This window comes from Streptomyces apricus (assembly GCF_008369065.1).
Classification (GTDB): domain Bacteria; phylum Actinomycetota; class Actinomycetes; order Streptomycetales; family Streptomycetaceae; genus Streptomyces; species Streptomyces apricus.
In genome coordinates, this window is the sequence record NZ_VDFC01000023.1 from 20735 (window position 1) to 32879 (window position 12145).

At 71.7% G+C, this 12145-nt stretch carries 11 protein-coding genes; 8 read left to right on the forward strand and 3 right to left on the reverse strand.

The annotated features are described in order from the left end of the window. Window positions 1-306 precede the first annotated feature (306 nt). The 6 genes from FGF04_RS07415 to FGF04_RS07440 all read left to right on the forward strand — a co-directional run bounded on the left by FGF04_RS07415 (window position 307) and on the right by FGF04_RS07440 (window position 7475). Window positions 307-1182: an undecaprenyl-diphosphate phosphatase gene (locus FGF04_RS07415; protein ID WP_149510452.1), complete on the forward strand. Its 876-nt coding sequence runs from the start codon at window positions 307-309 to the stop codon at window positions 1180-1182. Window positions 1183-1473: 291 nt separating this feature from the next. Beyond that, window positions 1474-1989, forward strand: coding sequence for a DUF4365 domain-containing protein (locus FGF04_RS07420; protein WP_235882230.1), 516 nt, complete (start codon window positions 1474-1476; stop codon window positions 1987-1989). 8 nt (window positions 1990-1997) lie between these two features. Next, a complete protein-coding gene (locus tag FGF04_RS07425; RefSeq protein WP_149510453.1) occupies window positions 1998-3083 on the forward strand; it encodes a hypothetical protein in 1086 nt (361 codons plus the stop codon). Between the two features lie 48 nt (window positions 3084-3131). Beyond that, complete coding sequence (locus FGF04_RS07430; RefSeq protein ID WP_149510454.1) at window positions 3132-3743, forward strand: hypothetical protein; 612 nt, start codon at window positions 3132-3134, stop codon at window positions 3741-3743. After that, window positions 3740-6856, forward strand: a complete 3117-nt coding sequence (locus FGF04_RS07435; protein WP_149510455.1) for an ATP-binding protein — start codon at window positions 3740-3742, stop codon at window positions 6854-6856. The genes FGF04_RS07430 and FGF04_RS07435 overlap by 4 nt, the downstream gene beginning before the upstream one ends. 439 nt (window positions 6857-7295) lie before the next feature. Next, on the forward strand, window positions 7296-7475 hold the full coding sequence (locus FGF04_RS07440; protein ID WP_149510456.1) for a hypothetical protein: 180 nt from the start codon (window positions 7296-7298) through the stop codon (window positions 7473-7475). Between the two features lie 89 nt (window positions 7476-7564). On the opposite strand, the gene FGF04_RS07445 is transcribed toward FGF04_RS07440, so the two are convergent. Then, window positions 7565-8479 carry an NAD(P)H-binding protein gene (locus tag FGF04_RS07445; RefSeq protein ID WP_149510457.1) on the reverse strand — a complete coding sequence of 305 codons (915 nt, stop codon included), beginning with the start codon at window positions 8477-8479 and terminating at the stop codon, window positions 7565-7567. Next, window positions 8476-8940, reverse strand: a complete 465-nt coding sequence (locus FGF04_RS07450; RefSeq protein ID WP_149510458.1) for a nuclear transport factor 2 family protein — start codon at window positions 8938-8940, stop codon at window positions 8476-8478. The genes FGF04_RS07445 and FGF04_RS07450 overlap by 4 nt, the downstream gene beginning before the upstream one ends. A gap of 105 nt (window positions 8941-9045) precedes the next feature. Here FGF04_RS07450 and lnt point away from each other — a divergent pair, with 105 nt between their 5' ends. Then, window positions 9046-10479, forward strand: coding sequence for an apolipoprotein N-acyltransferase (lnt, locus tag FGF04_RS07455; RefSeq protein WP_149510459.1), 1434 nt, complete (start codon window positions 9046-9048; stop codon window positions 10477-10479). On the opposite strand, the gene FGF04_RS07460 is transcribed toward lnt, so the two are convergent. Next, on the reverse strand, window positions 10394-11308 hold the full coding sequence (locus FGF04_RS07460) for a Gfo/Idh/MocA family protein (protein WP_149510654.1): 915 nt from the start codon (window positions 11306-11308) through the stop codon (window positions 10394-10396). The genes lnt and FGF04_RS07460 overlap by 86 nt on opposite strands. 235 nt (window positions 11309-11543) lie before the next feature. Between FGF04_RS07460 and FGF04_RS07465 the strand changes: the two genes are divergently transcribed. Further along, window positions 11544-12020 carry a hypothetical protein gene (locus FGF04_RS07465; protein WP_235882231.1) on the forward strand — a complete coding sequence of 159 codons (477 nt, stop codon included), beginning with the start codon at window positions 11544-11546 and terminating at the stop codon, window positions 12018-12020. The last annotated feature ends 125 nt before the right edge of the window (window positions 12021-12145 follow it).

Here is a 12145-nt window from a genome sequence, read left to right on the forward strand (position 1 = left end):
GGATTCGGGCGGGGCAAAAGATCGCGCAGTTCCCCGCGCCCCTGACAGCCGGCCCCGCGCGCCGCACGGCCACCCGGCGCCAGCTCGCACGGGGCATGTCGGCGTCCCGCGCGGGCCCTGTCGCCGCTCCGCGGAACATGCGCTCTTGTCCCACCTGGTCCCTACTGGGGAGGCCCTGTCGTCGTCCGGTCATCTGGGGGCGCTACGCTGCCCCCGGGCGCGCCTGATCACCGCGGACGACAACGCGGCGCGTACGCCTGTCCATTCGCTCCGCTCCCGCCATCAGCACTTGGATCGCGAAACTTCATGTCTTGGTTTGAATCCCTCATCCTCGGGCTCGTCCAGGGGCTGACCGAGTTCCTGCCCGTCTCCTCCAGCGCGCACCTGCGGCTGACCGCGGCTTTCGCGAGTTGGGAGGACCCGGGAGCGGCCTTCACCGCGATCACCCAGATCGGCACGGAGGCAGCGGTGCTGATCTACTTCCGCAAGGACATCGCGCGGATCGTCTCGGCGTGGTGCCGCTCCCTGTTCAACAAGGAGATGCGCCAGGACCACGACGCCCGGATGGGCTGGCTGGTGATCATCGGCTCGATCCCGATCGGTGTCCTCGGCGTCACGCTGAAGGACCACATCGAGGGACCGTTCCGCGATCTGCGCGTCACCGCGACCACGCTGATCGTGATGGGCATCATCCTGGGCGTCGCGGACCGACTGGCGGCGCGCGACGAGACGGGCGGCAAGCACCGGGCCGCCAAGGAGCGCAAGTCCCTGCGGGAACTGAGCGTCAAGGACGGCCTGATCTACGGCGTCTGCCAGGCGATGGCCCTCGTCCCCGGGGTGTCGCGCTCCGGCGCCACCATCAGCGGCGGCCTCCTCATGGGCTACACCCGCGAGGCCGCGGCCCGCTACTCGTTCCTGCTCGCCATCCCGGCGGTGCTCGCCTCCGGCGCGTTCGAGCTGAAGGACGCGAGCGAGGGCGGCCACGTGTCGTGGGGACCCACGATCTTCGCCACGATCGTCGCCTTCCTGGTGGGCTACGCGGTCATCGCGTGGTTCATGAAGTTCATCACCACCAAGAGCTTCATGCCGTTCGTCTACTACCGCATCGCACTCGGCATCCTGATCATCGTGCTGGTCAGCATGGGCGCACTGAGCCCGCACGCGGCGGAGTCGGCGCACTGACGCCCGCCCCCGTAGCACCACCTGGCATTTTCCAGCGCCTGACTGCGTCACCACACCACGAACAGGGCCCGCACGGCTTTCCGTGCGGGCCCTGTTCATGGCAGAAAAAGTGGGTCCTCCACCGCGGCCTCACGGGGCAGCCGCACCACCCGCCCCGACATCGCATCGGGGAGGAACAGCTGCCTGCCGGCCATCGTTTCGCAGGCTTGTCGGAAGGTCCATTATGAGGCCCTGACAGTCGTTAGCGTGTTCCGTAAGATTCCTCCTACTGTGCGCCACAGTAGGGGGACATTGGGGGCTCTCGTGCTCGATGCGAGGCAGCATCAGGGCAAGTTCGGCGAAGACTACGTCCGTGTGCTGGCCTCTGCGGCAGGGCTGATCGTCGTCGAAGGCGATCTCGACGTCGACGGGGTCGACCTCGGGTTCCGCGCCACCGGCCGCTACGGACGGACGCTGTCCCCCACTGTCGAGGCCCAGATCAAGACATGGTCGAGGCCGTCCGTGTCGTCCGGCCACCTGAACTTCCGCGGGCTCAACGAGCGGCAGTTCAACAAGCTCGCCGGTCCCGACTTCACCGTGCCCCGGTTTCTGTTCGTCATCTGCGTCCCCGCCGACAACCAGGCGTACGCGGCCATGAGCACCGACGGTGTGCTGCTCCGTCACCTCGGCTACTTCGTCTCGCTTCGCTCCGAGGAACCGATCAAGGACCCTGACCGAAACCGAAAGCGCCCGGTCAGAGTTCCGACAGCGAACGTGCTCACCGCCGCCTCACTGCGCCGGCTCACCGAGACGCAGTCCGACTGGTAGGGGAAGCGATGACGATTCCGCTGAAGGTCGACGACATCGCCAGCTATCTGGCGGACACGGGCTGGGAGCGGGATCCGCAGGGCTGGCGCGGAGCGAGTGTCTGGCAGCACCCGGGCGACTACGAGGTGTTGGTACCCGCTCGCGACGGCATGGGCGACAGCGACCGCCGGGTACGGGAGATCCTGCGCTGTCTGTGCGCACTGGAGGACCGGCCGGCGGGCGACATCGCCCTGGAGATCGCACGACCGCAGCTGGACAAGCAGTCCTTCCGTACCTTTCCCACCGGCCACGACCCCGGCTACACCTCGCTGCTCCTGGGTACGCAGACGGTGCTGGGGGTCCGCAACGTCCTGACGGCGGCGGCGCGCACCGTCGTGCAGGGTCCGCACTTCGCCTTCTCCGGCCGGCCACCGGGCGTGGTGGGCGACCTCTTGCGCGCGGCCGAACTCGGCCCCTCCCGCGCCGGGAGCTACGTCGTCGAGATCCGGGTGGCGGCGGACGCGACGGCCCGCACCCCGAGCGGGGAGCAGGTCACCGGCCGGGCCGTGCTGGTCCAGATGCTTGAGGCGGTGAGCGTGGCCCGGGCGGCCGTGGCGGCGGACGCGCCCGCGGCCTTCGACGAGACCGTCACGGCCGGCGTCTCCGCGGATCTGTGCAAGGCGCTCAGTGAGCTCTCCGGTTCCGACCGGGGCGAGCCCTTCGAGATCGGCTTCCGGTGGGCGCGCTCGCGGCCGCTCGATGTGCCGTCACACGTCGTCGCGTTCCCGGAGACCTCGGGATCGCTTCTGCACGCCGCGTACCTGCGGCTCCGCGACCTCAAAGCAACCGGTGCCGCGACGGTCTCCGGCGTGGTCGAGGGGCTGCACGACGACTCCTCCGGCAACGACCGGTGGCGGATCAAGGTCCGCGGTGAGTTGAGCACCGAGCACGCCGAACCGGTCCGGCGGGCCGTCTGGGTGCGGCTCCCGGACCAGGCCTCGTACGACCGCGCGATCACCGCGCATCGGGAACGGCGGGTGATCACCGTCATGGGCGAGTTGTCCAGCACGACCGGTCGGGTGGAACTGGTGCCCAGGCGGGGGTTCGACATCTGACCGGAGTCCGGCTCATAGAGGAAGTCCGGCTCATGGAGGAGGGGTACTGTGCCGACGGAGTTGACCGTACGGGATCATGCATCGCTGTTCGCCCTGATGGTGGTCGCACGGCCGGTGACCAACCGTGAACTGCGCGAACTCGCCGGCCTGGAGATCACCGCGGCGGTGCGGCAGCGCGTGAACCAGGATGCCGAGCGGATCGTGACCAGGAAGCGCGGTGCGGTCAACACGCACCAGCTCACGTCCGCGGGCCGGACCTGGTGCGAGTCCGCTCTGGTGGCCGGACGCCCGGACGGAGCGAAGTTCCCGGCCGGGGTGCTCTATGCGGTGCTGGACAACGTCGGACAGTACCTGGCCCGTTCCGGTACCAAGTTCGGCGAGTTCTTCCAGCCCGACGTCGAGGACTGGATCCGCGCGGTCTACACGGAACTCACCGCCCGCCGGAAACCGGGCAGCTGGGTCAGACTGTCGGCGCTGCGCCCATGGCTTGAGGACCTGCCGCGAAGGGCCGTCGACGCCGAACTCGACCGGATGATCGAGCAGAACGACGTACAGCTCATGGGCGAGCTCAACCGGCGCACGCTCAGCGACGAGGACCGCAGGGCCGCCGTCGACATCGGCGGCGAACCCCGCCACCTGCTGCGGATCGGACCGGCGTGAACGGGGAACTCGCCGCCCTGGAGGCGCTGTACATCAGCACCGCGCTGACCCCGGAAGAGATCTGGACACCGGTGACCTCCTACCACGTCGACGGCCTTCATCCCGAGGTGTTCCGGCGGCTGGGGAGGGCGATGGGCGCCGTCGAGCGCGCGCACTCGCCGGTCGCGACCGTGGTGCGGGGCGAGACCGGTTCGGGCAAGACGCATCTGCTCGGCTGGACCCGCCACGAGATCCAGGAGCGCGGCGGCTTCTTCTTCTACATCAGGCCCGTCACCGGCCGGAACTTCTGGGAGAGCGTCGCCGGCGGTCTCGTCGACAGTCTCTACCGGAAGGACGAGGGCGACCGGGAACAACTGACCCGCCTGCTCGACGAGCTGTCGAGCCGGGCTCGCCTCGACACGGACACCCATGCCGCCGTCACCGGCCGGAGCGAGGTGACGCGCGCCCATGTCGACGCGTTCGTCCGGGGGATCCGGACCATCGACCGGCAGGTGGGCAACGAGGCCGCGGACACGGCCCGCGCGCTGGTGCTCACAGCCTCCGCCGACGATCCCGTGGAGATCGGCAGGGCCTACTTCGCGCTCAGCGACGACGACGGGGACAAGCGCGCCGCCTGGGGGATAGCGCCAGGCGGGCGACCGGCCCAACTCGTCCTGCGTGATCTGACGCGCCTGTTCGCCCTGGTCGGACCGCTGGTGTTCGCCTTCGACCAGCTCGACACCCTGGTGTCCGCCGCGCAGACGTCGTCGCTGACGTCGCCCGCCTCCGGCGAGGGCCGGACCGCGAAGCGGCTGAGCGGTGAGATCGCCACCGGCCTGATGGAACTGCGGGAGGAAGCCCGCCGGACCCTGGTGGTCGTGGCGTGCCACGAGGACACCTGGGAGCAGATCTCCCGGGAGGCGGTCCGGTCCGCCCTGGACCGGTTCGAGGTGCTGCCGACGCTCGGCGCGATTCCCGACGAGGCCACCGCCGCCGCCATCGTCAGCAGCCGCTTCCGGCCGTCCTACGAGTCGGCGGGGTTCACCCCGCCGCGCCCCACCTGGCCGGTCACCCCGGCGGCGCTGGCCGAAGCCCCGCACCGTTACACCGCACGGCGGCTGCTCGTCCGGGTCCGGAAGCACATCGAGGCGTGTCTGCAGACCGGCACGGTGGCCGAACTGACCTCCCTGGCGGACGCGGAGCCCACGGCAGCCGCACCGCCCGCACCGGCGAGGGCCGTCAACCTGGGCACCCTGACGGAGTCCTTCGACAAGCTCCGCGCCGACGCGGACGACCTCGGGCCTCTCGACCCCACGACCGAGGACGGGTCGATGCCCACCCTGCTGGACGYGGGGCTGCGGAGTCTGGTCAGGGAACTGGGCGCCGACGAGACGCGGTTCTCCATCGAGACCGACTTCGGCCGCAAGGCGGCGTTGCACGCCCGGTTGCGCTATGTCGTGGACGAGGCCAGCGAGAACGAATTCCACTGGTCCTTCCGGGCGATCGCCGCGGACAACGCCATCGCCGCCCAGAACCGGATCCGTAACGCGGCCGTGGAGGCCGGCCTGACGGCCGACCTGGCGAGCCGCCGGCTGATCCTGCTGCGGAACATGCCGTACCCGAGCGGCCCCAGGACCAAGGAGATCAAGGACGACTTCGAGGCGCGGGGCGGAGTGTCGTTGCCGATCGGCGCCGCCGACCTGCGGACCCTGGCCGCCCTCCGGGCCATGCTCGACGACCGTACGTCGGGCCTGGACGCATGGCTGCGACAGGAACGTCCCGCTTCCCGTATCGAGGTCTTCGCGCCGGTGCTGGGGGACCTGCGGCAGCATCTCGGCATCGCGACCGCGGAAGCCGGCGTCGGGGCGGCGGTGGATGCGGCGGGCACACCGGAGGACGCCGAGCCCGCTCGTACCGAGATCGTCGTCGGAACCACGGTCCGGGGCGGCCGTCCGTTCGCGGTGCCCATGGAACGGCTCCGGATGCACACCGCGGTGGTGGGCGCGGCGGGATCGGGCAAGACGGTCCTGATCAAACGACTTGTGGAGCAGTGCGCTCTGCGCGGCGTCTCGGTGATCGTGCTGGATCCGAACGACGACCTCGCACGGCTCGGCGACCCCTGGTCGCGCCCGCCGAAGGGCTGGACGGACGACCATGAGCGCGAGGCCCGACGCTATTTCGCGGAGGTCGAAGTGGTGGTGTGGACACCGGGTCTGAACCGGGGCCGTCCGATCTCCTTCCACCCGCTTCCCGACTTCGGTCCCGTCCTCGACGACGAGGACGACTTCCCCCGTCTGGTCAGGTCGACCGTGACCTCACTCGCGCCACATGCCGGTGTACGTGGCAACAGTGCTCGCGCGACCCAGCAGCTGGGGGTCCTCAAGCGCGCCCTCGAACGGTACGCGCGCGACGGCGGCAAGACCCTGGCCGGCTTCGTCGAGCTGCTCGCGGAGCCCCCGAGCGACATCGTGAACAGCAGGACCAGCCGCTTCGCGGTCCAGATGGCGGACACGCTGGAAGCGGCGATGGAGACCGACCCGCTGTTCGGGGAGTCCGGCGCACCCGCCGATCCCGGCACGCTCCTGATCCCGTCGCCGGGAAAGGCCGCCCGTGTCTCGGTGATCAGCTTCATCGGCCTGTCCGGCGACGGACCGGCCCAGTTCGTCAGCCGCCTCCAGGCGACCTTGTTCTCATGGTTCAGGGCACACCCGGTCGGCGACCGTGCCCTGGGCGGGCTGCTGGTGATGGACGAGGCGCAGAACTTCGTGCCCTCCGGCGCATCGAGTCCGAGTACGGACAGCACGATCGAACTCATCCGCCAGATACGCAAGTACGGACTCGGGATGGTCCTCGGCTCACAGCTCCCCAAGGGGATCCACAACCAGGCGCTGGGCAACACCGTGAACCAGTTCATCGGCCGACTCACCCAGGTCGCGCACATCGAGGCCGTCAGGACCATGGCCCAGGCGCGGAACGCGGTCCTCGACAACCTCGCCGGTCTCACGGCCGGCACGTTCAACGCCGCGAGCGAGGGGACCGGATTCAGCAAGATCGAGGTGCCGATCTGCCTCAGTCACCACGATGTGCCGCTCACGGAGGACGAGATCGTCGAGCGAGCCCGCCGGGGGATCTGAGCGGTCGTGAGGTGGTGAGCGCGTCCTGGCCCATGTCGACGACGTCTGCCACCGCACCGTGCAGGCCCCGGACATGACGGAGCCGCCCGCATGATTCCCCCGTGGCGGGCGGCTCCGTGCTCGGTGTCCGGAGATCGGACTCGGCGGCGGCGACGTAAGTGTCCTGGGCCGCTGGACGACACCGGCTCGCGCCGGCGACGGGATTCGAACCCGTGTTTCTCTCTTGAGAGGAGAAGTAGCCGCTGCCTTCGCACCCGGACACGCATGACGGTAGCGGGTACGGCTCCCGCGGGCATCCGAATAAAACACGGTCCGCGGCCCCGGCCCGGACGCGCGTCACGACTCGTCGGGCCACCGCCGTTTCGGCGTGACCAACCGCATACGGCACCGGTAGTCATCCGGTGGCGGACCGTCAGCCCTTGGCCTTACGCTGATGCGCATGTCCCCCAATTCTCCGAGCCCTGGTTCCGTGCGGTCCGCGGCCGCACTGAACGAGCAAATCCGGGCGTTATGGATCCGTGCGGGCGGTCACCTCTCGCCGCAGGAGCGCGCCGAGTACGAACTGCTGGTCGTGGAGTGGGCCGCGGCGGTCCGCGACGAGATCGTCGAAGCGGCGTGAACTCCGGCGCGTCCCGCTCCGGCTAGGAGCCGCGCCCCCTCCCGTCGGGAGCCGCGCCAGCGGGCCGACCGCCCGCGTGTGACGGGCCGTCAGCGTTCCGCACCCGCCTCCGCTCCCGCCCCCACCGATTGCATCGCCCGGGCCACATGGTCGCGGAAGCTCCGCGGCCTGCGGCCCGTGAGCCGCAGGACCGTGTCGGTGGTGCGGTCCTCCGCACCTCCCGCGTTCGCACGGTCCAGGCCGGCGAGCATCGCGGCGTACTCCAGCGGCATCGAAGCGGCCAGCCGGTCCCGCATCTCCTCGTACGTCAGCGCCCGATGGACCACCGCACGCCCCGTGACCTCGGTGAGGACGGCCGCGACCTCGGCGTGGCTCAGCGCTTCGGGGCCGGTGACGACGAGGTCGGCGCCCGGAGCCCGGGCGCCGGTCAGCGCGTGCGCGGCGACGGCCGCGATGTCGTCCGCGTCGACGAAGGCCACCCGCCCTTCCCCTGCCGCGGTGCGGATCACGCCCTCTTCCCGGATGCTCCGGGCGTGCAGGTGGTCACCGGTGAAGTTCTGCATGAACCAGGACGGCCGCAGCACCGCCCACTCGTCGAACAGGCCGGGCAGCGCCTCGTGCACCTGCCCGACGGCCGGGCCCCCGGCCGGGATCGCCGAGGAACTCAGCAGTACGGCCCTGCGTACTCCGCGGGCGCGGGCCCGCGCCAGGAAGGGCAGCATGACGTCGGCCGGCGTCGCGGAGTCGGTGGGTGCGACGAGGTGGACGCGGTCCACGCCGTCCAGCGCCCCCTCGTACGTGTCCGGGTCGTACCAGTCGAAGCGGACGGCCTCCGTCCCGTCGACGGGGCCGGCCCGCCGGCTCGCGGCCCTGACCCGGTGCCCCTGGGCGACCAGGCGGGCGGCCACGCGGCCGCCGACGGTGCCGGTGGCCCCGAGGACCAGGACGGCACCGGAAGCGGTGGCGGCAGTGGCACCGGAGGCGGTGCCGGGGACGGCGGTCACCGGTCGTTCCGCGCGAAGTCGGCCGCGCTGCCCGCGGACACGGCCAGCGGGTTCCAGTAGTCGCGGTAGCGCGTGATGAGCCCGTCGGCCACGCTCACCACGGCGATGTAGCGCATGTCGAACGGCGCGTCCGTCCGCACCAGCCGCCCCACGCCCCTCATCTCCACCACGATCGTCCCGGAGTCACCGGTCTCGTGGACCGTCAGGTCGGACGCGGGGAAGTCGTGCAGGTCGATGTGGTCGGGATAGTCCCGCATGTACGCGGCGACCGCGGCCTTGCCTTCCAGTCGCCGCGGCCAGCCCTCGGGCGCGAAGGGGAACTCGAAGACACCGTGCTCGTCCCACAGGTCGACCCAGCCGGTGATGTCCTTGGCGAGCAGGAGCCGCAGTCCGCGCCGGAACAGCTCCGCCGGCCGCTCGCTCCCGGTGCCGGTGTCTCGTTCGGTGTCGGTGGTGGTCATGGCAGGGGTCCTCCCGGATAAGATGCGGACCAGCGGTCCGCTTGAGATCGACCATACGGACCGCGGGTCCGTTTACGCAACCCGCGGCCCACCGGAGGGAAGCCCGTGCCCGAACGCAAGCCCCGTGCGGACGCCGTACGCAACCAGGAGGCCGTACTCGCCGCGGCGGACCGGCTGTTCGCCCGCAGCGACAGGCCCGAGCAGGTCACCATGGCCGACGTCGCGGCCGAGGCCGGCGTCGGCAAGGGCACCCTCTTCCGCGGCTTCGGGGACCGCACCGGCCTGATCCGGGCGCTCTTCGAGGCGCGGCTGGAGCCGGTGCGCCGGGCCGTGACCGACGGCCCGCGCCCCCTGGGCCCCGGCACGCCCTGGGGCCTGCTCGGGTCGAGCCAGTGGGACGTGGCGCCCGCGCTGCGGCTCGCCTCGGTCGGCGGGGTGTGGCTGCTCAGCTTCCTGCTCGTCGCGGTGAACGTGGCGGTGGCCGCCCTCGTCGCGGTGCGGTCGTCCCGGGTCCCGGCGCTGGCCGCGCTCCTCGCGACGGCCGCGGCCGGCTCGGCGGTCTGGGTCTGGTCGCCCCGGCCGCAGGAGGACGGCGAGCGGGCCAGGATCGCCCTCGTGCAGCCCGGTGTGATCGACGGCGCGGACGCCCCCGAGAAGCGGTTCGCGCGCGAGGAGGCGCTCACCCGGGAGCTGGCCGGACAGGACGTCGACCTCGTGGTGTGGGGCGAGAGCAGTGTCGGTTTCGACCTCGCCGACCGGCCCGACCTGGCGGACCGGCTGGCCGCGCTGTCCCGGGAGGTCGGCGCCGACGTCATGGTCAACGTCGACGCGCGCCGCTCGGACCGGCCGGGCATCTACAAGAGTTCCGTGCTCGTGGGTCCGCAGGGCCCGACCGGCGACCGCTACGACAAGATGCGGCTCGTGCCCTTCGGCGAGTACGTCCCGGCCCGCGCCCTCCTCGGCTGGGCCACCTCCGTGGGCAAGGCGGCGGGCGAGGACCGCATGCGCGGCACCGAGCAGGTCGTGATGAAGGTCGGCGGCGGACTGCGGGTGGGCCCGATGGTCTGCTTCGAGTCGGCGTTCCCCGACATCAGCCGGCACCTCGCACGGGACGGCGCCCAGGTGCTGCTCGCGCAGTCCTCGACGTCCTCGTTCCAGGGCAGCTGGGCCCCGGCGCAGCACGCGTCGCTCGCGGCGCTGCGGGCCGCCGAGACGGGCCGGCCGATGGTCCACGCCACGCTCACCGGCGTCTCGGCGGTCTACGGCCCGAACGGTGAGCGCGTCGGTTCCTGGCTCGGCACCGGCGCGAGCGCGTCCGCCGTGTACGACGTGCCGCTCGCACACGGCGTCACCCCGTACGCGCGGTTCGGCGAGTGGCCCGTCCACGCGGCCCTGCTGGTCCTGGTCGCGCTGGGCGCCGCCGAGGCCGTACGGTCGGTGCGGCGCGGGCGGCTCAGGCGCGCGGACCGGAGCGTTCCGTCACCGCACGCACCACCCGCTCGCACAGCTCATGGGTCGCCAGTGCGTCCCGGGCGCTGAGGACCTTGCCCGCGCGCACGGCGTCGAGGAAGGCGAGCACGGCCTGCTCGATGCCGCGCTGACGGGCCACCGGCACCCAGTCGCCGCGCCGCCGCACCGTGGGCTGGCCCTTGTGGTCGATGACCTCGGAGAGGTTGACGACCTGCCGCTTGGTGTCCTGCCCGGACACCTCCAGGACCTCCTCGGCGGAGCCGCTCAGCCGGTTCATCACGCCGAGCGCCGTGAACCCGTCCCCGGCCAGCTGCAGCACGACGTGGTGGAGCAGCCCGTCCTCGACGCGCGCCCGTACGCCGACGTCGTCCACCACGCCCGGCACCAGGAACCGCAGGGTGTCCACGACGTGGATGAAGTCGTCGAGGATCATCGTGCGCGGCTCCTCCGGCAGGCCGACGCGGTTCTTCTGCATCAGGATCAGCTCGCGCGGGTGCTCGGCACACTGCGCGTACCCGGGTGCGTAACGCCGGTTGAACCCGACGGCCAGGCTGGTGCCCCGCTCCTCGGCGAGCCGCACCAGCCGCTCGGAGTCGGCGAGTTCATACGCGATCGGCTTGTCGACATAGGTGGCGACGCCCGCTTCGAGCAGCCGGGTCACGATCTCGGGGTGCGCGTGCGTGGGCGCGTGCACGAAGGCCGCGTCGAGGTCCTGCGCGAGCAGCCCGGAGAGATCCGGGTGCCGCTGCCCGGCCGGTACGTGCAGGCTGTCGGCGACCCGGGCGAGGGTCGCGGGCGTCCGGGTGTGCAGGTGCAGTTCCAGGTCAGGGCGGGTCGCGAGCACCGGCAGGTACGCCTTCGTCGCGATGTCGCCGAGTCCGATACAGCCGACCTTCACGGGGATCTCCTCCACGGCAGCACGCATCCAGGGCTCACGCAGGCCCACTCGCCGGAAGCATACGGTGACACCGCCGTCCGCCGTCCGGCGGAGTCGCCGGGACGGGCCGGCGGGGACCGGTCCCGTCGGGGACGGGAACGGCGGCCGCGTCACCCGCCGGCAGGGGTTCACCCGTACGGGGCATCCTCTGCCCGTCGGCTCCGCGCGCCGCGCCGGACACAGCAGAGTGGCGCGCGTGCATCGAACCGCGACCACCGCCGCGCTCCTGGTCACCGTGGCCGTCTCCGCCGTCTCGGCCGTCTCGGGCTGTACGACCGTCCAGCGGCCCCCTTCGCCCGCACCGCCCTCCGCACCGTCCCCGGCGTCGGAGCCGCGCCCGGACGGCAGGGCGGAACCGCAGGTGGTGCAGGCCCCGGCCCGCGAGGCCCTGGGGCTCGTCGGTCCGTCCCGCCGCCCGGCGCCACCGGCGTCCACGCCGTCCCGCGAAACCGCCGCCGCACCGGCGGCCGTCCCGGCGGACCCGCCGCGGCGCGCCCCCGCCGGACCGCCCCGGCGCCCGGAACCGCGGCGTCCGGAGCACCGCGCCGTCCCGCGTCCGCCCGCCCCGGTGCCGTCGGCGGACACGGACGTGTGCGCCCTGGGACGGGCGTACGGCGGCTGGAAGACGGACAGCCCTGAGGCGGTCATCTGCGACGGCGTCTACGGCGGTTGATCCCGCTACGGCCGTCGATCCCGGGCGGGCCCGCAACCTGATCCCACCTGATCCGACTTGATGCAATCTGATCCGGCATGATCCGACCTGATCCGGAAGAAGCGCCCTAGGGTTCACGCCGCGGC

Coding starts and splice junctions, on each gene's coding strand:
- FGF04_RS07415 (WP_149510452.1), top strand. CDS start 307: ATGTCTTGGTTTGAATCCCTCATCCTCGGGCTCGTCCAGGGGCTGACC.
- FGF04_RS07425 (WP_149510453.1), top strand. CDS start 1,998: ATGACGATTCCGCTGAAGGTCGACGACATCGCCAGCTATCTGGCGGAC.
- FGF04_RS07440 (WP_149510456.1), top strand. CDS start 7,296: ATGTCCCCCAATTCTCCGAGCCCTGGTTCCGTGCGGTCCGCGGCCGCA.
- FGF04_RS07450 (WP_149510458.1), bottom strand. CDS start 8,940: ATGACCACCACCGACACCGAACGAGACACCGGCACCGGGAGCGAGCGG.